The sequence below is a fragment of the Streptomyces sp. SAS_272 genome (assembly GCF_052543235.1).
Map to the genome: position 1 here is coordinate 190,796 of NZ_JBMNDR010000002.1, position 23,600 is coordinate 214,395.

15 protein-coding genes and 1 pseudogene are annotated in these 23,600 nt (G+C 67.8%); 9 read left to right on the plus strand and 7 right to left on the minus strand.

The window, feature by feature from the left end:
- Positions 1-4 precede the first annotated feature (4 nt).
- The 3 genes and pseudogenes from ACN6LD_RS02470 to ACN6LD_RS02480 all read left to right on the plus strand — a co-directional run.
- Positions 5-1,507, plus strand: a complete 1,503-nt coding sequence (locus tag ACN6LD_RS02470) for an N-6 DNA methylase (RefSeq protein WP_256904175.1) — start codon at positions 5-7, stop codon at positions 1,505-1,507.
- Positions 1,507-2,787 (plus strand): restriction endonuclease subunit S, encoded by a 1,281-nt coding sequence (locus tag ACN6LD_RS02475; RefSeq protein WP_256904174.1) that lies wholly within the window; start codon positions 1,507-1,509, stop codon positions 2,785-2,787. Before ACN6LD_RS02470 ends, ACN6LD_RS02475 begins: the two co-directional genes overlap by 1 nt.
- A gap of 115 nt (positions 2,788-2,902) precedes the next feature.
- Positions 2,903-3,205, plus strand: a pseudogene (locus ACN6LD_RS02480) (aminotransferase class I/II-fold pyridoxal phosphate-dependent enzyme); the annotation flags it as partial.
- Positions 3,206-3,225: 20 nt separating this feature from the next.
- On the opposite strand, the gene ACN6LD_RS02485 reads toward ACN6LD_RS02480, so the two are convergent.
- The 5 genes from ACN6LD_RS02485 to ACN6LD_RS02505 form a co-directional block, all read right to left on the minus strand.
- A complete protein-coding gene (locus ACN6LD_RS02485; protein WP_445042380.1) occupies positions 3,226-4,482 on the minus strand; it encodes a hypothetical protein in 1,257 nt (418 codons plus the stop codon).
- A 155-nt stretch (positions 4,483-4,637) separates the two neighbouring features.
- Complete coding sequence (locus tag ACN6LD_RS02490) at positions 4,638-7,916, minus strand: type I restriction endonuclease subunit R (protein WP_445042381.1); 3,279 nt, start codon at positions 7,914-7,916, stop codon at positions 4,638-4,640.
- A complete protein-coding gene (locus tag ACN6LD_RS02495) occupies positions 7,913-9,034 on the minus strand; it encodes a restriction endonuclease subunit S (RefSeq protein ID WP_445042382.1) in 1,122 nt (373 codons plus the stop codon). Before ACN6LD_RS02495 ends, ACN6LD_RS02490 begins: the two co-directional genes overlap by 4 nt.
- Positions 9,027-10,649, minus strand: a complete 1,623-nt coding sequence (locus tag ACN6LD_RS02500) for a class I SAM-dependent DNA methyltransferase (protein WP_445042383.1) — start codon at positions 10,647-10,649, stop codon at positions 9,027-9,029. Before ACN6LD_RS02500 ends, ACN6LD_RS02495 begins: the two co-directional genes overlap by 8 nt.
- 17 nt (positions 10,650-10,666) lie before the next feature.
- Positions 10,667-12,808, minus strand: coding sequence for a hypothetical protein (locus ACN6LD_RS02505; RefSeq protein ID WP_445042384.1), 2,142 nt, complete (start codon positions 12,806-12,808; stop codon positions 10,667-10,669).
- A 233-nt stretch (positions 12,809-13,041) separates the two neighbouring features.
- Here ACN6LD_RS02505 and ACN6LD_RS02510 point away from each other — a divergent pair, with 233 nt between their 5' ends.
- The 6 genes from ACN6LD_RS02510 (at position 13,042) to ACN6LD_RS02535 (ending at position 21,962) form a co-directional block, all read left to right on the plus strand.
- Positions 13,042-13,674, plus strand: coding sequence for a hypothetical protein (locus ACN6LD_RS02510; protein ID WP_445042385.1), 633 nt, complete (start codon positions 13,042-13,044; stop codon positions 13,672-13,674).
- A 314-nt stretch (positions 13,675-13,988) separates the two neighbouring features.
- Entirely contained in the window at positions 13,989-16,448 is a 2,460-nt protein-coding gene (locus ACN6LD_RS02515) for an AAA family ATPase (RefSeq protein ID WP_445042386.1), read from the plus strand.
- Entirely contained in the window at positions 16,445-16,819 is a 375-nt protein-coding gene (locus tag ACN6LD_RS02520; RefSeq protein WP_445042387.1) for a hypothetical protein, read from the plus strand. The genes ACN6LD_RS02515 and ACN6LD_RS02520 overlap by 4 nt, the downstream gene beginning before the upstream one ends.
- Positions 16,820-16,926: 107 nt before the next feature.
- On the plus strand, positions 16,927-20,298 hold the full coding sequence (locus tag ACN6LD_RS02525; RefSeq protein WP_445042388.1) for a HelD family protein: 3,372 nt from the start codon (positions 16,927-16,929) through the stop codon (positions 20,296-20,298).
- 135 nt (positions 20,299-20,433) lie between these two features.
- Positions 20,434-21,108 carry an HAD family hydrolase gene (locus tag ACN6LD_RS02530; RefSeq protein ID WP_445042389.1) on the plus strand — a complete coding sequence of 225 codons (675 nt, stop codon included), beginning with the start codon at positions 20,434-20,436 and terminating at the stop codon, positions 21,106-21,108.
- Positions 21,105-21,962, plus strand: coding sequence for a DUF1932 domain-containing protein (locus ACN6LD_RS02535; RefSeq protein ID WP_445042390.1), 858 nt, complete (start codon positions 21,105-21,107; stop codon positions 21,960-21,962). The genes ACN6LD_RS02530 and ACN6LD_RS02535 overlap by 4 nt, the downstream gene beginning before the upstream one ends.
- 37 nt (positions 21,963-21,999) lie before the next feature.
- Here the strand turns inward: ACN6LD_RS02535 and ACN6LD_RS02540 are convergent, their stop codons facing one another.
- Entirely contained in the window at positions 22,000-22,560 is a 561-nt protein-coding gene (locus tag ACN6LD_RS02540; RefSeq protein WP_445042391.1) for a phosphotransferase-like protein, read from the minus strand.
- Positions 22,557-23,597: an AAA family ATPase gene (locus ACN6LD_RS02545; protein ID WP_445042392.1), complete on the minus strand. Its 1,041-nt coding sequence runs from the start codon at positions 23,595-23,597 to the stop codon at positions 22,557-22,559. Before ACN6LD_RS02545 ends, ACN6LD_RS02540 begins: the two co-directional genes overlap by 4 nt.
- Positions 23,598-23,600: the final 3 nt, after the last annotated feature.

Below are 23,600 nucleotides of genomic sequence, written 5' to 3' on the forward strand. Positions count from 1 at the left end.
TGACATGAGTGCCCTTGGAGGGCACGTGCAGGCCGAGGGGGCCTCCTCGCTCGACGAGGTGCTCGCGAAGGTGCGCCGACACCGCACGCACCTCTCGCGGCTGATGAACGCCCACGACGCGACTCGCCTCGTCCTCGGGCTCCTGTACCTGAGCCGGACCGCGCACGCCGCTCCCGGCGCCGGCGTACCGACATGGTCGTGGTTGCTGGGTCAGCCGGCAGGGCGCGATTCGGGAATCCGCGCTGCGGTGAGCAAGTGTCTGAGCCACTGGCTTCCCGCAGCCGATGAACAGGGCGCCGACGCGGGCACGGGGAGCCTGATGCCCGTTCCGCCCTCTGGTTCCGAAGGATCACTGCACGCTCTCGTCCAGGCCATCGGCTCCACCCAGCGGGTCGGGTCCCTGCTTGAACAGTGCCTCAGTGACCTCTCGGCGAACCAGACCCAGGCTGACGGCAGTCACTACTTCACGCCGGGTGACATGGCGCGTCTCATGGTCGGTGCGGCTGTCCCCCGCGACGGGCACAGAGTGCTGGACCCGGTCTGCGGTTCAGGGGGACTGCTCGTCGAGAGTTACTGCTATGTCCGCGAACGCGTCGAGCTGCACCCGACTATGTCCCTGCAGGGGAGGGAACAGCACGCCCACACCTCACAGGTGGCCCGCATGAACTTCGCGGTGCGGGGGATCACGGCTCACATCTTCCCGCCCGGGGACAGCCTCGCGGAGCCCGAACCCGAGCCCCACGACATCGTCCTGGCCAACCTTCCCTTCAACCAGCGCGACTGGGCACCGGAGGACAAGACGGAGCAGAGTACCCGCCGGTCGGCTCCCACGCTGCCGGTCGATCCCCGGTGGACGGAGGAACCGCCGTCCCGAGGGTCCGCCAACTCCGCCTGGATCCAGCACATCGCGCACGCGCTGGCTCCGACCGGACGTGCCGTCTTCCTGATGGCCGACAGCGTGGCCAACAGCAGGCAACCCGTCACCCGAAGGCTCCGCGAACGCCTCCTGCGTGACGATCTAGTCGAGTGCGTGATCGCTCTGCCGCCTCGCGTGTTTGGTCACACCAAGGCCCCCGCCTGTCTGTGGGTGCTCAACAAGGACAAGAGCGCGCGCCCCGGCTGGGGTGTCCGGGACCGTCGCGAGCAGGTGCTGTTCGTCAACGCGCGGCGAGCCTTCGAACCGGTCCCGGATTCGAGAGCACGGAGGCTGGGCGACAAGAACACGGCATTGATCCTGGCCACCCTGGCGGCCTGGCGTGGCCTCTTCGATAACGGTGCCACGGCCGCGCCGTACAACGACGCAGCTGGCTGGTCCCGAAGCTGCTCCACCAAGGAGATCGCCAACCGCGAGTCCAGCCTCATGCCGACTTCGTACGCCGTGGAGCCTCCCAGCCCCGAGCGGGACACACGGAGCCGGGTCGAGCAGCTCAAGCTCGAACTGGCCGACCAGTTCGACCAGATGCGCGACCTGGAACTCCGACTGCTGGACATCTTGGAGGAGATCTGATGGAAGCCAATGCCGACCAGGTCGCCTCGGGTAGAGCGGCTTGGCAGACGACCTCCATCAAAGTCGAGCGGATCCGCAGGCGCATCTACACCACTTCCGGTTTCCTCGACGACGCGGCTGCTGATCAGGCTGCGGGAGTCGTCAGCTCGACGTTCGTCCAGGACGGCAGGATCCTCTCGCCCAGGGCCAACGAGTGTCGGCCGGGCGCGTCCCCGCCCAACCGGGCAACCCTCAGGGAGGGCGACCTGGCTGTCGTACTCGTCCGACGGGTGGGCGATTCCGCACTTGTCACCGCCGAGCACGCGGGAAGTACAGCGACCAGGTCGATCGGCATCATTCGCGCTGAGCCGCACATAGTGCGGTGGCTGCGTATCTGGCTACAGACACCCACGGCAAAGGCCCACATCGACGAGGACGTGACGGCACATGTCGAGCCCACCATCAGTCTCGACACCCTCCACCGCATGCCGTTTCCGCTACCCCCGCCAGACATCATCACTGCATACCACCGAGCCTTCGGCCTCATCGAGGAGATGACCGCCCTCTACCAAGAGACCGCGCGCAAGGCGGTGGAACTGGCCGACGCACTCCATGACGACTGGGCGTCGACGATTCCACAGTGGGAGACACGACCGCTCGCGAAGGTCGCCAAACCGAAGACGGGCAAAGGTTCCGAACGCTCGCTTCCCCCGTTGCCCACAGAACCCAGCCCCGATGTGACCGATGTAATCGCCCCTAAAGATCTCTACGACCTTCCTGTGCCCCATGTCCAGAGGTTCCGTCTGAGCAGTCCAGTGAACGACGGCGAGGTACATCCTCCCGGCACCTTGATGCTGAGCACCCGTTCTGACGGCGCACACATTGCTGTTCCGCGCCGACCAGCAACACCTCTCAGAGGCGTCGTGGCCGTACAACCTATTGAGGACGAGGACAGTTGGTGGCTGCTCCACGAACTCAGGAGTAGGAGCAGCGACATCGCACGGCTGGCGCAGGGCCAGAACGGCCGGGAAATCTCCGCCGGTGCCCTCAAGCGCCTGGAGGTCACCTGGCCGGATCGGTTCACGCGCACCGACTTCCACTCGATGGCCGACCCCCTGCACGCCGTTGCGCGGCTCCTGGTCGCCAAGATCGCGACGCTGCACACCATGCGGGACGCGCTCCTGCGCGACATCTCAGCGAAGGCCGGCATCCTCCGGGAACCGACAGCCGAGCCGGAAGAGCAGGGCATTCCTGCTCCCGCCCACCGCGGGCCGGCACCACGGGGGCATGACCGGCAATGAGTCAGGATGGTCCCCGGAGAGCCGACAGGCACCCGCGTGAGAACGGTGGAGACATGACGCCAGGCCGCTGCTGAACCGAAGGCTGGACGGACTCGGGACGACGATCTTCGCGGAGATGTCGGCGCTGGCGACCGCGACGGGGGCGATCAACCTTGGCCACGGCTTCCCCGACACCGACGGACCCGAGGAGACCCGCGAGGCCGCCGTCCGCGCCCTGCGGGAGGGGAAGGGCAACCAGTACCCGCCCGGCCCGGGCGTCCCGGAACTGCGCGCCGCGATCTCCGACCACCAACGGTGCTTCTACGACCTCTCCATCGACCCCGGCACCGAGGTCCTGGTCGCCGCCGGCGCTACCGAGGCCATCGCCGCCACCTGGCCAGCGCTGCTGGAGCCGGACGAGGAGGTCATCGCCTTTGAGCATACCGGGATGGTCGGCGCTCACTCAGTCTTCTTCTCGCCTTGCTCGTCGTTCCCGCGCAGACGACGCGCTCGCCCGGCGATACCGCTGGAGAGCTTGTTTTTCACCGAGTTGGCCCGGTCGAGAGTCTCGTTGCCAAGGCTTCGGGCAGCACCAACACCATTTACTCCTTTTTCCAACGCTCTGTCCCTCACCTCCAGGGCGGCTTCCGTCCATCGCCTCGCCTCAGATGAGTCGCCACCGGACTCGATTCCGAGCCGCACGTGAAAGTCATGGACGCCGGTCGCGACCTGGTTGCTCGACTGGACCACAGCCGGGGATGTGGTCGGGTGCAGCAACACCTTCGCGTTGGCCACGCCAGCAGCGGCGTCCATCCTGGCCAGCAGAGTTTCGGTGCTCCGCGAGATGTGCTCCAGCCGGCCCTGCCGGGCGGCTTTCAGGCCGAGGCGATGCCCGTTGAGCTCATCGGGGGACGCGTCCAGCACCCTGTCGAGTTCGAGTACAGCGATCGCGTCCTGCAACTGGAAACAGCGAGCCAGAACGGCGAGCCATTCTCGAACGATGCCCTCAGCCTCCTTGACCATCGTGGCGAGATCGCCGATCTTGGTCTGACGCTCCATGTTCTCCGCGAGCGCGTCGAGTTGACGCAGCGCGTACGCCTGCGTCTCCGCGATCGTCGCCGGCGCGGCGTGCACCTTCGACCAAGTGACCTCGTCGACCCTGCCCCGCTTCTCTCGGATGGTCATGGCCTCCTCGATCACGAAGCCCACTCCGATCATGCGGGCCAACACAGCGTCCTTCTGGGCACGCAGTACGTCGTCGACCTTCTTGTCGATCGCGGCGAGATAGTCAGTGATCTCGTCCATGGTCTGTTGCATCGCAACCTGCGCCATGAACTTCCCGGCGTTGGCAAGAGTCGCCGGGTTGGACAGGAGCGATCGGGGCGCGTGCGCGAACTCGAGGAATCCCTTGATCTGACCCTTCTGCCCCTTCAGCACACCCGTGCTGAGCCCCGTCTTCGCGCTCTCCCTCAGGCCATACTTCTTGAGGAGCAGCGCCGATTTCGGGGTCAGCTTCACCCAGTGAGCGGAGTTGGCGGCGATCTCCGATCCTGCCTCTGCGACTGCAGCACCCGTGGCGAAGACGGACTTGTACCATCGCGGTCCGAGGCTCTTGGACGGCAGTCCCTCTGAAGCGAGGAAGTTTTCGACATCCTTCGCGCTCCCCGTGACTGTCAGCCCATCCCCGTCGCTGATCAGCTGAATCTCGTTGTCCATGGTCCGCTCCTGAAGTGGCTTCTCGCCGTCAAAGGTGGTCGGAGTTCGCGAGTGATCGCCGGGCCGCGGCCGAGGTCTTCCAAAGGCGGGAGACCTCGGCCCCGACCCGGTCAGGATGTGGGTGCACTGCTCTTGCACCAACGCGGCCGCGCAGCTCAGCTGTCCGGCATACCGGTGGTGGCCCACTCGTCGGCGAAGTGCTCCATCTGCTTCAGGACCAGGTTCACCGCCTCCGCGCGACGGTCCGGCGGGTAGCCGTGGCGAGCCAGCAGGCGCTTGATGGCGCTACGGAGACCTGCGCGGACCGGCTCGCGGGCGATCCAGTCGGGCTTGAGTTTCTTCTGGACCTCCGCGACGAGGTCGCGGGCGATGCTCGCCAGGATCTCATCGCCCATGAGTTCCTGCGCCGAGTGGTGCTCGGCCACGGCGTCGTAGAAGGCGAGCTCGCGCCAGTTCAGCGGCGGATCGAACTTCTCGCCGCGCCGGGCGTCTTCGACAACCTCCTTGGCCATCTCGACCAGCTTGGCGATGAGTTCAGCGCTCGTGTACTGCTGCCGCGTGTACCGGATCATGAGGTCCTGCAGGCGGTCAGAGAAGGCCGTGCGGCGGACGATGTTGTGACGCGTGACCTCGCGCATCTTCTGCTCGATGAGCCGCCGCAGTGCCTCCGCCGCGAGGTGGGGAGTGTCGCTGCCCTGGAGCTTGGCGACTAGCGCGTCGTTGAGGTGCGTCAGGTCGGCCATCTCCAGGCCGGCCTCGGCGAACAGGTCTGATATCCCGCCGGTCTCGACCACGGACGAGGTCAGCTGGGCGAGGTACAGCTCGACGTCGCGGGCGACGGGCAGGCCACGCGCCTCGCGCTCCGCCGCGTCGAGCTTGGCCATGTAGGCGCGGACCTCGACGAAGAACTGGATGTCCCGGCGCCAGGTCGGGTGGTCCGGGAAACGCTCGCCGATGTTCGTGGCGCTGGCGGTCAGCGCGTAGAAGCGCTCCAGGCGGTGGGAGTGCTCGCGAAAGCGCCGGCCTACGGTCTGGCGGGGGTCGTCGAGCTTCTCCGGGTCGTTGCCAGGGGTGCGCGGGTTCCGGAGGTACTCGGCGGCCCCGCCCGCGGCGTTGACGAACGCCTTGGCGGTCGGCTGTTCCAGGCGCGCACGCCAGTTGAAGCCGCGCAGGATGTCGCTGAGGATGTCGTACTCGTTGCGCAGCTCGTCCAGTGCGCGGTCGAGGTCCTGGCCGAGGGTGCGGTCCTCCTGATCGGCGTCCGTGTACTCGGCGATCGCCTTCTGTAGGTTCTCCGTCAGCGGCGCGTAGCCGACGAGCAGACCGTCCTCCTTGCCGCGGAAGCGGCGGTTGACCCGGGCGAGGGCCTGCATCAGGTTGGCGCCCTTGAGCGGACGGTCGAGGTACATGGTGTGAACCGGCGGGGCGTCGAAGCCCGTCAGCAGCATGTTGTTGACGATGAGCAGCTCCAGCTCGTCGTCGGGGTCCTTGGCGCGGTTGATGACCGCCTTGCGCTGGCCGTCGGGCAGCGCGTGGTCGAGCAGGTGGTCCTCGTCCTTGCGAGAGTTCGAGGAGAAGACGATCTTCATCGCGCCCTTAGACGGCTCGTCGCTGTGCCACTCCGGCCGCAGCTCGCGCAGGGCGTCGTAGACGCGGACACAGATTTCGCGGGTCGCGCAGACGACCATCGCCTTGCCGGCCGCCCCGCCCTTCTCGGAGACGCCGATGAACGGCCGCATCCGCTCGCGCCGCTCCTCCCAGTGCGCCACCAGGTCCTCGGCGAGGTCCCTGACACGGGCCGGCAAGCCGTACATGGCATTCATCGTGGCTACGGCCGTCTCGACCCGGCGGCGCTCGGTGTCGTCGAGACCGTCGGTGATGCGGTCGGCCTCCTCGTCGATCTTCGTCGGGTCGACGTCTTTACCGAGGACGAGCTTGATGACACGGCCCTCGTGGAAGACCTTGACCGTCGCGCCGTCGTCGGCGGCCCTCTTGAGGTCGTAGATGTCGATGTAACCGCCGAAGACCTGCCGGGTGTTGCGGTCGGCCTCGGAGATCGGCGTTCCGGTGAAGGCGAGGAGCGTGGCGTGCGGGAGGGCGTCGCGGAGGTGACGGGCGTAGCCGTCGAGGTTGTCGTAGTGGCTGCGGTGGGCTTCGTCGACGACGACCACGATGTTGCGCCGGTCGGAGAGCAGCGGGTGGTCGGCCCCCGACTCCTTCTCTTCCTTGGTCTTACCGAACTTCTGCAGGGTGGTGAAGAGGATGCCGCCGGTCCGCTTGGCCGCGAGCTCCTCCCGCAGTTTGGCCCGGGTCGCGACCTGGAGAGGCGTCCCCGGGAGGATCTCGCTCTCCAGGAAGGTGGAGTACAGCTGGTCGTCGAGGTCGTTGCGGTCGGTGATGACGACGACGGTCGGGTTCAGCAGGGCCGGGTCGCCCATCACCAACGCCGTGGTGAGCACCATCTCCTCGGACTTGCCCGAGCCCTGCGTGTGCCAGACGACACCGGCCTTCCCGTTCCCGGCTGCCGCTTCGCGTACCTTCTCCGCGGCCCGGGTCACCGCGAAGTACTGGTGCGGCTTCGCGATGCGCTTCATCTGCTTGGACGGCACAAAGTTGATGAAGGACCGGCACAGGGAGAGAAATCGGGGCTGGGTGAACAGCCCGTGCAACGCCAGATTCTGGCCCGAATCGGCCGCCCCCTCGCCGTCCGCAGTGAACGGGTCGACGCGGGCCCCGGTCTCGTCCGTGTTCCACGGCGCGAAGTGCTCGTACGGGGTGAAGGGCGTGCCGTACTTCGCCGTGATGCCGTCGGAGAGCAGCACCACCGCGTTGTAGCGGAAAGCGGTCGGGAACTCCTTGACGTACCGGGAGACCTGGGAGTGCGCGTCCTGGAGCGTGGCGCTCTCGTCGCCGGCGCGCTTCAACTCCAGAACGGCGAGCGGGAGTCCGTTGACGTACAGGACGATGTCGAAGCGGCGCCGTTTCTCGCCGTCGACGACGGTGACCTGGTTCAGCGCGCGGTACGTGTTCCCGTCCGGGTCCGCCAGGTCCACGAGGCGGACGGTCGGGTTGTGCTCGGCGCCGAAGGCGTCGGTGTAGACGACGGAGCGGATGCCGGTGGTCAGGTATCCGTGGGCGGTGCGGTTCTCCTCGTACGTGTCCTGCGACTCCGGGGTCGCCGCGGCGGCGATGGCGTCGCGTACGGCGTCCGGGGGCAGCTCGGGGTTGAGCCGCTCGATCGCCTCGCGGAGATCGGGGTAGAGGATCAGGTCGTCCCAGGACTTACGGTGCCCGGAGCCGGGCGCGAACTCGTTGCCGGAGGCGGGTAGCCAGGCCAGCTCGGCGAGCTCGTCGAGGGCGAGCAGCTCCCAGTCGGCTTCTAGGGGGCGGTGGTTGTGGCTTCTTCTACTTCCACTCTCGTCGTCGTGCGTCATGCGTGGTCCTCGACAATCTTCTCGGCGTCTTTGACGCGAAGGCGGCCGGACATGAGCTGAGGGAGGAGGGTGTCGCGGAGGGCGGCGAGTGCGCGGTTCTCCTGGGTCGCCTGAGCGGCAGCCGCGTGCAAGGGCGCAACCGTCCGAGCAAATTCTTCAACTTGCACCGTGTCAGGCAGCCGGATCTGCATGGCTTTGAAGTTTTTGCGACTCAGCTCCAGGAAGGTGGAGCCATTTGCAAGACTGATCATTTCGTCCACTCGGGAGCGCATCTCATGCAGGAGCCACCACCGCATGCCCTCGTTCGGCGGAAGCACCACGATGAACCCCTGATTCACAGCCGCAGGTACTTGAGGCAGAGCAAAGGCGCCAATCGTCGCACGCGAGGTCATGAAGATCGATTGCGGGGGGTAGAGCTGAGAGGCACAGTTTTCGAGACCGAGCTCCGTAATTCTTCGGTTGGTCTCAAATAGATACGGGGACGGGAGAGCTGTCACGTCGGACGGCGTTGTCCAATACACTTCGCCGCCCCAGTATTCGTCTACCGTGGTGCTCGGGGTGCCGCCGCCGGAGACGGAGGCAACGGATCCGAAGGTCTCCTGGCCGACCTCCAATCCGCTGACCGCTCGGATGAACTGTGCGTCGGCCAACTCGACGGTCGTGGCCGCGATGCGGTCGTTGACGGCGATCTTGTCGTCCAGCGCCCCGAGCACAGCTGCGATCCCCTGCTGCTCCCGCAAAGACGGCCAATTGACGGGAACTGGGTGGACGTGATTGCGATTCAGTGTCGGGTTGGAGGATCCGACATCCATAGAAAGGAAATTCAACGTTCCCAGGAAGAAGTATACGAAGCGGGGATCATTACCTTTGAAATCCTTGACCCACAGCGTGGTGTCGTGCGGCCAGTAATCATGGTCCAGGTAGAAAACCTTTCCCAAAGTTCCCTTACGGCCCATGACCACACCAGGGCCTTTAACCATGGCCACGTCGTGATAGCTGCTAATTCCCCCAGAGGAAACCACGGGAACCTCGCCAGGATTCTGCTGCGCCTTGGTGATGTCGAAGCCGCGCTGCAGTGTGACGACATCTCCCACCGTTGTACGCGTCCAGTCAGACATCGACCCTCCCCAACTGCTCCCGAACCACCGTCTCCAGCTCCGCCGACCTGTCAAACAGCCCGTACAACTCCTCCGTCAGCGAGGCGATCCGCTCCGCCACCGCCTCAGCCCCCTCTTCCTCCGCCTCAGCGGCCCCCACATACCGCCCCGGCGTCAGCACGTACCCGTGCTCCCGGACCGTCGCAAGGTCGGCCGAAAAGCAGAACCCGGGTTCGTCCTCGTACGTCAGCCCCGCTTCACGGGCCGACGCCGTTCCCCGCCACGCGTGATAGACGCCGGCAATCTTTCCGAGGTCGGCCTCCGTCAGCACCCGCTCCGTACGGTCGACCATCTCGCCCATGTTCCGGGCGTCGATGAACAGGATCTCGCCGCGCCGGTCGTCCAGGCGCTTCGCGCCCTGCGGGGTCTTGTCCTTGGCCAGGAACCACAGGCAGGCCGGGATCTGCGTCGTGCGGAACAGCTGGGAGGGCATCGCAACCATGCAGGCGACCAGGTCAGCCTCGACCAGCGCCTGACGGATCTCGCCCTCTCCGCTCTGCTGGGAGCTCATGGAGCCATTGGCCAGGACGATGCCGGCCGTGCCCCGCTCGCCCAGTTTGGCGATCATGTGCTGGAGCCAGGCGTAGTTGGCGTTGCCCTTGGGCGGTACCCCGTACTTCCACCTCGGGTCGCCCTCGTCCCTCGCCCAGTCCTTGATGTTGAACGGGGGGTTAGCCATGACGAAGTCGGCCTTGAGGTCGGGGTGCTTGTCGTCGGCGAAGGTGTCGCCCCAGCGGGGGGCGAGGTTGCCGTCGATGCCGTGGATGGCGAGGTTCATCTTGCCCAGGCGCCAGGTGCGTTCGTTGAGCTCCTGGCCGTAGACGGCGATGTCCGCCTTGTGGCCGCGCCCTTGGTGCGCCTCGATGAACTTGGCTGCCTGGACGAACATGCCGCCCGAGCCACAGGCAGGGTCGTACACCCGGCCCTCGTACGGCTCCAGGATCTCCACGATCAGCCGGACGACGGACTGCGGGGTGTAGAACTCGCCGCCCCGCTTGCCCTCGGCCCGCGCGAAGTTGCCGAGGAAGTACTCGTACACCTCGCCCAGCACGTCCTGCGCGGGCTTGTCCCCACTGCCGCCGAAGCGGGCGTCGCTGATGAGGTCGACGAGTTCGCCGAGACGCTTCTGGTCGACGTTGTCGCGGTTGAAGATCTTCGGCAGGACGCCTGTGAGCGAGGCGTTCTCGCGCATGACGGCGTCCATCGCGTCGTCGAGGAGCTTGCCGACGCCCTGGCTCTTGGCGTGGGTGGCGATCCACGTCCAACGGGCGGTCTCCGGCACCCAGAAGACGTGGGCGCCGGTGTACTCGTCCCGGTCCTCCAGGAAGTCGTCCATCCGGTCCTCGGTGATGCCGTCATCGGCGAGTTCCGCGGCGAGCTCGGAACGGCGCTCGTCGAAGGCGTCGGAGACGTACTTCAGGAAGATCAAACCAAGGACGAACTCCTTGTACTGCGCGGCGTCGATGGAGCCGCGCAGCTTGTCGGCGGCCTTCCACAGGATCGCCTGGATCTCCTTGGCGGTGGAGGCGCTGAACAACTCCGCCTGTTCGGTGGGCTTCTTCGCAGCGGTAGCCATGGGGCAGACCGTCTCCTTCAGTCGTCGGTTCCGGGGAGGTTCTGGAGGGTGAGCGTGCCGTCGGCGATGCCGGCGGCGGTGAGGCGGACCAGGTTGTCGAGAGCGGCGGACTGCTCCCGCAGGAGGTGCGCGCGGGTCTCGATCTCCGCGAGCACAGAGTCGAAGCGCTCAGCCTCGCGCCTGCTCAGGTCAGGGATGAGGAGGTCCTCGATACCTCGCGAGGCCCTCACCGCGCTACTAGTACGCGCGTACTCGGCGGCGGCCGCCCGCAGCAGTGCTGCGAGTACCCGTGGCAGCACCGGCGGGTCGGCGTCGGGGTGGACGCGGAGGATGCGGGCCGGGGCTGCCACCAGGGACAGGCCCGCTTCGTCGACGTAGGCACCGAAGCGGGGGCTCGTGGTGACGACGATGTCGCCCGGCTCGGTGAACAGGGCGTGCTCGTAGCCAGTGAGGAGGACTCCGCGGTCGATGCGGCGTCCACCCGGGCGTGCGATGCCGAGGACCTCGTCGGGGGTGAGCACGGTGTAGTGGCCGTCTGCCGTGAGGTGTTCGTCGGCGAAACGGTGCCCGGGGCGTCGGCGCAGGCGCCGGTCGTCGAGGAGCCGGCGGACGGTGGTGCGCCGCACGGGCTGGTCGTCGGGGCGCAGCACGACCTGGGCGCTCAGTGCCGTGCGCAGGTCGGCGCGCTGCCGGGCTTGCTCGTGCAGCTCCGTCAGGCGCTGCTCCAGGGCGCTGATGCGGACCGGACGCTCGATGACGCCTCGGGTGTAGCGGGCCATGGGCGGGCGGTGCTGGGTGGTGAAGGCGGCGCCCGGCCGGTCGTCGAGGTCCTTCGCGGGGACGATCACCGCGTGGCGAGGTTCGTGGCGGCGGTCGCCGCGCCAGGGGGCGGCGCGCCAGATGGCGATGTCCTCGCCGAGCACGTCAAGGACCGTGTCGGTGAGCGGCTGCGCGGAGTAATCGGCGAGGAGGACCAGGCCCGTGCGGTGTTCCGCCGAGGTGCGGGCCAGCACCCAGAGGGCGGTGCGGTAGCCGGGACGGTAGGGGAACGCGCCGTCGGGCAGGCTCACCGCGGCCTTGAGTAAACCGTCCCGGAGGAAGGACCGGCGCAGACGGTCGGCCTCGCTGTGCCGGGGGAACGGGCGTACGAGCACGTCGGCGGGGCCGAGAACGACGGCTGTCGAGCCTTCGTCGAGGTAGTCGGTGAGTGCCTGTACCTGTTCCAGGACGACCTGTGGGCTGCGGTTCTCCCCCGACTCGTAGGGGAGGACGGAGACCAGCAGATGGGGATATCCCCAGTCGTCGACGGGCAGGTCCTCCCCTTCGGTGACGCCGAGGTCGAACTCGTTCACGCCTCGGACGAGCATCCGGCGGCGGACCAGGCGGGCCCGCACCGGGTCAGGGTCGGCGGCGAGGTAGGTGTGGCCAGAGTCCTCGGCGGCCCGGGCGTGCAGGGCGGCGAGCAGGTCGCCGGAGCGCGCGTGCAGGGTGGCGACGACGGAGCCTTCGTCGAGGGTGTCGACGCCGGACAGGGCAGCGAGGGCGCGTACCACAGCCGGGGTGGGCTCGTCGGCGGCCAGGTCGTGGGAGCCGAGGCGGCGGCGGGCCTCCAGGACCCAGTCGAAAGCCTCGGCGGGGGTGTAGGCGGCCTCGGTCAGCTCGTCGGCCAACGCGGCCAGCTCGGGACCGAGGCGGTCCGACTCCGGGACGGCCTTCAACTCGGCCGACATGTACGTGTCCTCGGGATCGAGCTCGTCGGCCTGGGTGAGGACCGCGTCCCAGCTCTGGCCCGAGAGAGGAACGTCAAGTTGTTGGCGCAGGCAGATCAGCGCGGTCAGCGCCCCCACCAGAACGGAGGCGGAAAGGGCAGGCGTCCGCCAGGCGGCGAGGGTGTACAGGGCCAGTTCGGCCCGCAGGTGGCGGGGATCGGCGTTGCCGCGGCCCGTCGTCGTCAGCCAGTCGACGACCTCGCGGGCGTCGAACAGGGGCCGCCCTTCCTCGTGGGCGACGGGAGCGGGAAAGTCGGGGTGCCTACGGCTCCAGGTGGTGGGGACGGGCCGACGCACCTGGGCAAGGGTAGCGATTTCCGCATACGTGATCCGCCAGGCCGACGGCTCGGGCACGATGGGCGACACGGCCCCTTCGCGTGTGCTGGTCACTCGCTCCACTCCCCCTTCCGTACCGGTCCTGTTCGGGCATCCTCGTCGGCCGATCAGCGGACCCCGAGGCAGGCAGAACCCTACAGCGAAGGGGAAAAGGGAAGGAGAGAAAAGCTGATAACCCCGGTTATCAGCATCTCCAACGAATTTCCGAGCCTTCCGGTCTCACTCTGGTGCTCGTTCGGCGCACCGACACCCGGTGCTCGCCGCAGTCGCGATCCGGAGGTCTCCCCATGACTGACATGTCTTCGATGCCGCCCGCCCACCAGCCGTCGGAAGGCATGGGCGCCAGCCCCGGCTGGGCGACGGTGCCTCCGCAGCCGACGCCGCACACGTTCACCCAGCCGCCCGTGCCGGGCCTGCCGCCCGCCGGACGCACGCCTTCGCGGCGCAAGGTCTGGCTCACCCACGGCGCGACGGCGCTCGTCGCGCTGATCTTCGGTGCCGCGATCGGTGGCGGCGGAGAGTCCGGCGCTACGGCGGGCTCTTCGGGTCCCGCCCCGGCCGTCACGGTCACCAAGGCCGCCGCGGGCGAACCGAAGCCGGCCGTGACTGTCACCGAGACGGTCCAGGCGACGGTCACCGCCAAGCCGAAGCCGGTGAAGAAGTCCGGCCCCCCGAGCAGCTTCTCGGGCGAAGGCCAGTACCTCGTGGGCGAGGACATCCAGGCCGGCACCTACCGGACCTCTGGCCCGGAGAAGGACAGCATCATCCCCAACTGCTACTGGGCGCGCCTGAAGAACGCCTCCGGCGAGCTCGACGCGATCATCGCCAACGACAACATCCAGGGGCAGGGCCGCGTCACCGTCAACAAGGGCGAGTACTTCAAGACCAGCGGCTGCCAGGACTGGCAGAAGGTCGGCTGACGTCGAGGAGTCTCCCTCTCCGGCCGCCTGAGAGGTGTCCCGTCACGGCGCTCCCACTCGGACGGAGGCCGCCCTTCGAGCAGACGGCCTCGAATACACCCGCGGCGGCTGACCGCTGACGGGGAACCGCCCACCGGCGTACGTGCGACGCACACACGTCATCGGCGACCGACCGCCGCCCCTGTCGACTTCGTCATCTCCGACATCTCTGGGTGTCGAGTTCATCGGAACCGACGCAAGCGGATAACCCGGCGCCCCCGCAGCACAGCTGTTGCGCCACTTCCCAGTCAAGTACCGGATCAAGGAGCATTCCCATGACCAGTTCGGAACAGAACGAGCCTGCCGAGTCACCTTCCGCGTCCCTCGCTCCACAGGCCCCTGCCGCCGAGTCCGTGCCGCTCGCAGACCTGGTGGAGACACGTCTGGCTGCCGCGCCCCTCGGCGAACCCGTGAAGGCACTCCTGACCGAGGCACTCGGCAGCGCGCAGACCCCGGGACACTCGCCCATGGGCCGGATCTTCCTCGACTCCGTCTCTGTGGAAGGTTTCCGCGGCATCGGCCCCCGGGCCTGGCTGAACCTCAGCCCCCGCCCGGGTGTAACGCTCGTCGTGGGCCGCAACGGCTCGGGGAAGTCCAGCATCGCCGAAGCCATCGAGACGGCGTTCACCGGCACGAACATGCGTTGGCTCGGGCAGGATGCGACGCGCACCAGCAATTGGCGCAACCTGCACGATGGCGCCAAGACGGAGATCGAGGTCAAGCTGACGGTCGAGGGCGACTCCGGCCGGAGCACGCTCACTCGCGCCTGGACCGGCCACGACATCACCGACTGCGTGGGCACGTTCCGGCGTCCGGGACACGGCGCAGTCTCCCTCGACCAGGCGGCGTGGAAGCAGGCCCTGACGGACTACCGTCCCTTTCTGTCGTACGTCGACCTCGGCCGCATGATCAGCGGCAAGCCCTCCCAGATGTATGACTCCATCGCCACGATCCTCGGACTCGGGCACCTGAGCGCCGCGTATAACCACCTCGGGCAGCAGGAGAAGGCGCTGGGCGACGCGGTCAAGGCGGCGAAGAACGAGCTGCCGGAGATCAAGGCATCGCTGTACGCACTTGAGGACGACGAGCGTGCGGTCCAGGCGCTCGTTGCCATTGAGACGAAGGGCCGGCCCGACTTCGAGGCGCTGGCCGGACTCGTGGCGGGCCTGCCCTCCGACGATGACGGTCTCCTCGCCGAACTGCGTGCCGCGGTCGACATGCGGGGACCTGACCTGGAGCAGGTCGGAGCAGCGGTGGACCGGCTGCGCGAGGCACTCGCCGGAGTCGAGGACGTGCGTCTGAGCGGGGCCGAGGACGCGTTGCAGCGCGCCGGCCTGCTGGAGAAGGCCCTGGCCCACAGCAACCGTCATCCCGACGAAGGGTCCTGCCCGGTCTGCGGCACGGAACGGGTCCTCGACGCCGCGTGGGCCGCCGACGCCGGTGCCCAGATCGCCCTGCTCCGGCAGGAGGCGAAGACCGCCGAGGACGCGCGCGGCGAACTTCGGTCGGCGGCACGAGCGGCTCAGAACCTCATCGAGACGCCTCAGCGGATCCCGGTCGCCCTGACCGATCCCTGGAACGAATGGCTCGCCTGCCGTGCGATCAGCGATCCGGCTCAGCTCGTGCAGCGCTTCCACGACACCGCCTTGACCCTGGCCGACGCCTGCACCGCCGTGAAGGACAACGCCGTCCGGGAGCTGGAGAAGCGGGACGAACGGTGGCGTCAGCTCGTCACGCGTCTGGCGAACTGGACGGAGAAGGCCCGCACCGCGGCGGACGCCGAGCCCCGACTCGGCCATGTCAGGAAGGCCCGCACCTGGGTCAAGACGCTCACCGCGGAGCTGCGGGAAAGGCGTATGGAGGGCTTCACCGGCCACTCCCAGCGCATCTGGGAGAAGCTTCGCCAGGAGAGCGACATCGACCTCCAGTCGGTGAGCCTCCAGGGCAGCGAAAGGGCCAACGTCCGCAAGCTTGTCATGGACGTCACCGTCGACGGGGAGGAGGCTTCGGCGCTGAGCGTCATGAGCCAGGGAGAGCAGCACTCCCTCGCGCTGTCCTTGTTCCTGCCCCGTGCGGCCACCGCCGACAGCCCGTTCGGCTTCATCGTCATCGATGACCCAGTGCAGTCCATGGACCCGGCCAAGGTCAACGGGCTCGCCCAGGTCCTGCACGAGCTCGGCGAGCACCGGCAGGTGGTCGTGTTCACCCACGACACCCGGCTTCAGCGCGCTTTCACGACCCAGGAGCTGCCGGTCACGGTGTTCGAGGTCGAGCGGGGCAAGGCGTCCAAGGTGAACGTCAAGGCGGTGACCGATCCGGTCCGCCAGGCGATCGCGGATGCCAGGGCTCTCGCCAGTACCGAGAGTCTTCCGGAGGCGGCCCGCACCCACGTGCTCCCCGCACTGTGCCGGATCGCGCTGGAGAACGCCTTCGTCGAGGCGGCCTGGGTCCAGCACCTCCGCTCCGGGGGCTCCGAGCACGATCTGCAGTCCGCCGTGGCCGACGCGGACAAGCTCATGAAGATGGCTGCGCTGGCCTTCTTCGGCGACATCGGCCGCACTGGCGATGTCTACCGGGAGCTCCGCACCCGCTGCGGCCCGCGTGCGGTGGACCTCCTCAAGCAGTGTCAGAGCGGTGCCCACGCCGCGGGAACCCGCATCGCCGACGCGCACCGCTTCGTGACCGAGATCAGCGAGCTCGCGCAGAAGGTGCGCAAGACGGAGGTAGCAAAGTGACCGGCGCCGCAGGTACTTCGATCGATGAGCTGCTGCTGACAGCCGACCAGTTGCTCTCCGACCCCAGCGTCGAAGCCTCGGCGGCCGGTCGGCACCGTGGAGCCTCTCTCGCGCTGCGGACCGCCCTGGAGATCGCGGTCGACCGCACGCTCGACGCCGCGATGCCGGGGCTGGCCGACCTCACCACGCGGGCGAAGATGCTCTGCCTGCGCTGCTACACCGCCGCGACCACCGCCCGCAGGGCCAACGCCGTCTGGTCGCACCTCTGCCTCGGGTGCCACTACCACCAGTACGAGATCGGCCCTACCCGAGACCAGGTCCACTCATGGCGTGCGGAAGTCAGCGAACTGGTACGGGAATTGCCTCGTTGACCGAATATTCACAGCTGCCCCATGCGTCTGATAAGTCTTTTGCCGGGGGCCGGGCATATTCCCGGCGCGCGGCGTCTCTTGGGGCGCCGCAGGGGGAGGGGACGTACATGAGCACCACCATGCGCGACGAGATCATCGCCGAAGAGCAGAAGGCGGTGGACCGCGCCTACGACTGCTATGAGAAGCGACTGGCCGAACTGAGCGGCGGCTCGATCGCCGCGGCCTCCGCCAGCGGCAAGGACAGCGTCGCCAACCGGAAGGACGCCGAGGAGAAGGCCGCAGAATACGCCGGCCTCGGGGACGCGTCGCTGGTCGTCAGCCGCGTCAATGTCCAGCCGGGCGAAGAGTCGGACACCTTCTACATCGGCCGCCGTGCCGTTTCCGACGTCGAGACCCGCGAGACTGTCGTAGTGCTGTGGACCGCCCCGGTGGCGGAGAAGTGGGCGAAGGCTCTGCCCGAGGCACCAGGTGAAGTGCTCCTGCGGAGACAGTTGCGCTGCGCGAAGAACGTCGTCGAAGCGTACGTCGATGAAATCTCCGTCGTTTCTCCCACCGCGCCGTCTGTCATCGATGGCATGGAGCCCGTAGCGGCGGTCCAGGACGGTTCCAAGGTCGCGGCGTCCGAGACGCCGGCGGTCCCGCCGGCTACTACCCCGTCCGAGGTCGCCCAGCTCCATCGGCAGAGACAACAGCCGCTCGATGACTTCCTCCTACGAGAGCTCCAGCGCTCCCGCAGTGGCAGCATGCGGGACATCGTCGAGACCATCCGGCGCGATCAGATGGATCTCGTCACCGGTTCTCCCGCCGACATCCTCGTCGTGCAGGGCGGCCCGGGCACCGGAAAGTCCGCGGTCGGCCTGCACCGCGTGACGTGGCTCGTCAACAACGATCACTTCAAGGCGCAGGACATCCTGGTCATCGGCCCGCACGAGCGCTTCCTCGACTACGTCGGCCAGGTCCTCCCGACCCTCGGCACCCGGAACATCAACGCGGTTCAGATGAACCGTCTCTGGGACGGCGATGTCCTCGGCACCGACACCCCACGCGCGCGGCTGGTCAAGTCCGACGACCGCATGGCCGCCGTCCTGCGCCGACGCGTGGAACACGAGTGTCGCCCCGACGCAATCGACGAATTCACCACTACGCCCACGTACAAGGACGCCAAGCCCGAACTCGCGGTCACGGCTGGCAGCACGACTCTGCGTATCCCACGTTCCGAGGTTCTCGTCCTTCTCCAGGAGGCACGCGAAGGCGACGGCTCCTACCGGGAGCGCCGCAACCGCTTCCGCAGTCTGCTCGTGGACCGCCTGCTGCAGGAACTCGTTGCTCTGGCCCCACGCCGCAGCCAAGGAGACACGATCCGCCGGGACCTGGAACGCAACCGCCAGGTCGAGCGGCTGATCGAACGCGTCTGGCAGTCGCCCGGTGACAGGGAAGCCCTCCGAAGCCTCTACGACTCCCCCGAACTCCTGCGCACCTGTGCCGACGGCGCCCTCGACCCGGAGGAGCAGGCAGCCCTTCACCGTCCGAGGGCAGCCACGGCGGACGCCGACCTCTGGACCCTCGACGACCGCGTCTGCCTGGAAGAGCTGCGCTACCTCATCACCGGAGAGACTCCACAACGCTACGGGCACATCGTCATCGACGAGGCCCAGGACCTGACCCCCATGCAGGCACGCTCACTGCGCCGACGCATCGCGGTCAACGGCTCCATGACGGTACTCGGCGATCTCGCCCAGGCCACGGGTCCGTATGCCTACGCCGACTGGGACCGCCTCGGCACTCTGCTGTCCGACCACGGCGACTGGCACGTCGCCGAACTGAACACCAGTTACCGCGTACCGGCGGAAATCATGGAGTTCGTCGCACCTCTGGCTCGCACGATCTCCCCCTCGCTCCCCTACCCACGGGCGGTGCGCCAAGCGGGCGCCGACAGCGTCCGGACCCTGGCAGCCGAACCGTGGACGCTGCTCGACGAGACCGTCACTCAGACGATCCGGCTCGTCGGCACCAGCGACGGACACACCCTGCGCCGCGTGGCCGTCATCGTCCCCGACGACTCCGGCTGGCTCGACGAGATCAATCGTCATCTCGACCAGACCGTCGGCCTCACAGAAGAGCACCGTGCCACCGTGTCCGTTCTCGCCGCCGCACACGCGAAGGGCATGGAGTACGACCACGTCCTCGTCGTCGAACCCGCGACCATCGCCGACCGTGGACCGGCCGGGCTGCGCCAGCTCTACGTCGCCCTCACCCGAAGCACCCAGAGCCTAACCGTCCTGCACACCTCCCCGCTCCCGGATGCCCTCATGGACACCACCGATACTCCCGGGCCTGGAACCACCCCCACCGAGCCGTCGATGGCGGCCGCTGACGTCCCCGAGATCGGCACCGACATTCGTGTCCGCGTCCTCGATCGGGGTACAGGCGGCCGCTACAAGGTCAGAGCGCTCTCCCCGCCGGTGAAGGTCCCGCTAATCCTGACCGTCCGCCACGGATCGACTCCGCCCCGCCCCGGCGAGAAGCTGGACTGCTGGGTCTTCGCGCAGGAGAGGAACCACTGCCTGCTCACGACGGACCAGCGTGGACGCCAGCCCATCTCGGCGAAGATGGCCGAGCGCTACCTGGCGGCGCTCGGTGTGTTCGACGAACTGACCGCCGACGGCGTCGGCCTACCGGAGAACGCCCGTGAACGGCTCTCCGAGCTCAAGGGCATGGCCAACCGCGTACTCCGCCGCGACCAGGCGGACTGGGTGGACGTAGGACGAGTGCTCGGCTCACCCAACAGACAGCGTCTGAACCTCTTGCGCGACCTCGCCGCCGAAACCAATCGCGCCCTCAAGGACAACAGCCTGGACGTGAGTCGTCTCCGCGAGAACCTGGCGCGAACGGACTGGTCCCCCTCTCTGGCCCAGGCCCGGGAGACGCTTCAGCACCGCATGACCACGTTGACCGAGCCGACAGCCGAGACCACACCCACACCCTCCGCACCGCAGCCCGAGCAGGAAGCAACCGAGCCCATGGCATCCGCCGAGGACACCGCCGTAACGACACCGTCCGCGACGAATCTTCTGCACACGCTGGAGACCACCGCGGCCGCCGACCGCACGTGCAAGAAGCACGAAGCGGTGCGCCACGCCCTGATGTCGGCCTTGTTCGAGGCCGACGAACAGGCGACGTCATCCCAAGTCGTAGATGTCAGCCGCACGGCCGAAGATGGCGACTTCCTATACGAGATCCTCGGCGCCGGTCACTCCGCCTACACCGACCTCCGCTCGGGTGCCGCCCGCCTCCTGGAGATCAACCACACCCTGGCCGCCCCCGCGGACCGTCTCTACCTGGTCCTCACCGAGCCGCCGGCCGAGGACTGGTCCGCCGAAACTCTGCTCGCCGTCTACGGTGTCCACCTCCTCTGGCGCACCCACCTCGGCTGGGCCGGCCGGGACAAGGATGCCGCCCTGGGCTCGGCGCAGTCGTAGGCGCCATCGGCCTAGATTGATCACTTTGGCAGCGTGAAGGAACGATGCCCGGCGCAGAGTGCAGCGGGAAGGGTCACTCGACCCGCCCCGCAGCCCCGAGCACACAGCTGACCGCCGCGCATTAGGGTGCGGGATGTGCAGCCGCCTCTGGTTCTCTTCGACCTCGACAACGCCCTCGTGGACCGGCGGGGAACGCTCGCCGGCTGGGCCGCAGAGTTCACCGCCCAGCACGGCCTAGAGGACGAAGATCAGGCGAACGTCCTAGACATGGTGGCCGCGCGGGCCTATCCATCCACTTTTGAGACGATCCGCACCCGGTACCGACTGCCCATGTCGACTGCGGAGTTGTGGCACATGTACTGCACCGACATCGCGGCCTTGGTGTCGTGTCAGGCCGGGGTCCTCGACGGCTTGGAGGAGTTGCGTGCGGCCGGCTGGCGGGTGGGGGTGGCGACCAATGGTGCGGCGGATATCCAGCGCGCCAAGCTGCGGGCCACCGGTATCTCCCAGCGCGTGGACGGCGTCTTCGTCTCCGAGGAGGCTGACGCGCGCAAGCCGCAGACCCGGCACTTCGCCTTGGCGGCGGCCCGCTGCGGCACCGTGCTGGGCGACGGTGGCTGGATGGTCGGGGACAACCCCGTCAACGACATCGGCGGCGGACGCTCCGCAGGGCTGCGCACCATCTGGATCAGCAACGGCCGTTCCTGGCCGCCGGACGATCCCGGGCCGGACCACATGGTGCCGGATGCACGCGTCGCCATCGACCTGCTGCTTTTGCACTCCGTCGACCACACAAGGACCGCGGCATGACGAGCACCATTGGGCTGTTGCACCCCGGCAGTATGGGATCCGCCTTCGGCGCCCAGCTGCGCGCGAGAGGCCACATCGTGCTGTGGTGCCCCGACGGACGCAGCGACACAACCCGCCGCCGGGCCGAGCGTGCGGGCCTCGAAGCCGCGGCGCTGCCCGAGCTTGTCTCCCGCTCCGATGTGCTGCTTTCCCTGTGCCCTCCCGCCGCAGCGGAGGAGACCGCCGGCCAGGTAGCCGAGCTCGGCATGTCCGAAGCGGGCACGATCTATGTCGACGCGAACGCCGTCTCGCCGTCGCGCGTGGGGAATATCGCCGACCGCCTGGCCCCGATGCCGGTCATCGATGCCTCGGTGGTCGGATCGCCTCCGGTGGGTGGCAAGTCCCCGACACTCTACCTTTCCGGCGCCGTCGAGCAGGCCGACCGGATCGCCGAACTTTTCGCCGGCACCGATGTGCGGACCCACGTCCTGGGCGACAGCATCGGCAAAGCCTCCGCACTCAAGCTCGCGTACTCCAGCTACCAGAAGGTCTCCCGAGTGCTGGCTGCCGTGGCCTACGGGGCGGCGGACACGTACGGGGTCGCGGACGAACTGCTGGTGATCGCGGCCAAGCGCACCCGCAGCTACCTCGTGGAGACCGACTACATCCCCAAGACCGCTGCCCGCGCCTGGCGTTGGGGCCCAGAGCTTGAGGACGCGGCAGCCCTTCTCGCCGACGCCGGGCTGTCGGACTCCCTTATGCACGCGGCAGCCGCGACGCTTGCCCGGTGGGACGGGAACAGAGACGAGCGGCTGGATATCGCTGAGGCCCTGGAAGCACTGCGTCTTGAGCGGGACCCGGACAACCCGAGTTGAACAGGTCGCATCCGCTGGAGCGCTGACGTCCTGGCCGTCAGGAACGACGTGGCGTGGTGCGGACGATGTCGTCGATCCTCTGTGCGGTTTCATGGGGTGCGGTCGCGTCCGTCTCCACGCGCAGTTCCCACTGAGCCCGCGGATGAGCCGCAAGATCGGCCTGAGTGGCGTCCCACGCGGCCAGCCGGGCCGCCGTGTCGGTGTCACCCCGCTGTGGTGAGCGTCGAGCGGTGGTCTCCTTGGAGCACCACAGCAGAACGCGCACCCAGCGCGCCGGGTAGAGGGCGGTCACCTGCTCCATCCCCGCCATCTGACCGAGGTGGACGACTGGGGTCCTGCCGCCCTCCATGGCCTGGTCGAGGCCGGGGCGGTCGACGACGTAGATGTTGCCGTACCGGTCGTTGCGGTAGATGACATCACCGCGTGCCTCCAAGGCGGTCAGCTGCTCCGGTGTACCCATCCGGTAGCCCTTGGTCTTCCCGGTCCCGATCTTCAGCCGGGTGAACAGCACGTACCGCGCGTCGAGTTCGGTGAGCGCCGCCGTGATCGTGTCCTTGCCCGCCGCCGGCGGCCCGTACAGCAAAATGCCCTGCCTCACTGGAACACCGTCCCGAAGACCTGGCGCACCTGGTCCGTGAGCGATATCGCGGAGCCGAGCCGGTTGTCGACAACCAAGTGCGGCACGACGGGCCGCAGCTCAAGATCGATCCCGGCAGCGTACGTGTCCCAGTTCTGGAGTTTCCAGCTGTCCCGGGCGGCGGACCGGAAGCTGATGTACTCGTGCATCGTGTCGAGGTCGCACTGAATCCAGACGACGGCGACGGTGACGCCACGGGCTTCGCAGCGGTTGATCAGGCGTCGCATCCACCGAGGGTCTGTGGTCTCGGAGATGAAGGGCGCGGAGAGGACGGTGCTGATCGCGCAGTCGACGTTCGCGTACGCGGTCTCCAGCAGGCACTGGTACTCCAGCGGGCGGACCTTCTCCCGGTAGAGGTCGGTGTGCCGGTCGTTGGGCTCGCTGCCCATTTCAACAAGGAGGCGCTCGACGAGCGGGCGCGTGATCGGGTCCTTGTCGAGGACGGGCCATCCGGTGAGCTGCGACAGGAAGCGGGCGAACTCCGACTTCCCGCTGCCCGCGTAGCCGCCGACCATCATCAGCGTCGGCCGGTTCGGATCACCGCCGGTGTGACGCCGCTTCCAGGCATCGAGGATTCGCTGCTGGACGCCCAGACCGTCGGCGTCCTCCGCGCTCGGCGCCAGCTGGTGCAACGCCCGTTCCACGGCCAGGACGTGGGCGCCGTTCTGCGGTTCGCTCGACGCGGTGAACTTGAGCTTCGTGGCCTCGTCGGGCAGAGCGTTACGGAAGCCGAGCTCGGGCTCGGTCGCGCGGTACAGAAGGCAATACGCACGACGGTAGTGCGGCCCGGGATAGACCTCACCCTGCTCGTGCTGCCACAGAGTCTGGAAGTTGGCGGCCGGCACTGTGAGCCCGGCGGCCCGGGCCACCTCGTTTAGCTGCTCGCACGCGCCTTCGAGCGTCAGGCTGTGGGCTTCGCGTTGCTGTCTCAGCTTGTCCGGGCGCCACCCCGGGCGACTTCTACTCACCGCGCCTACCGCCTGCCCATCTCTGGTCATGAT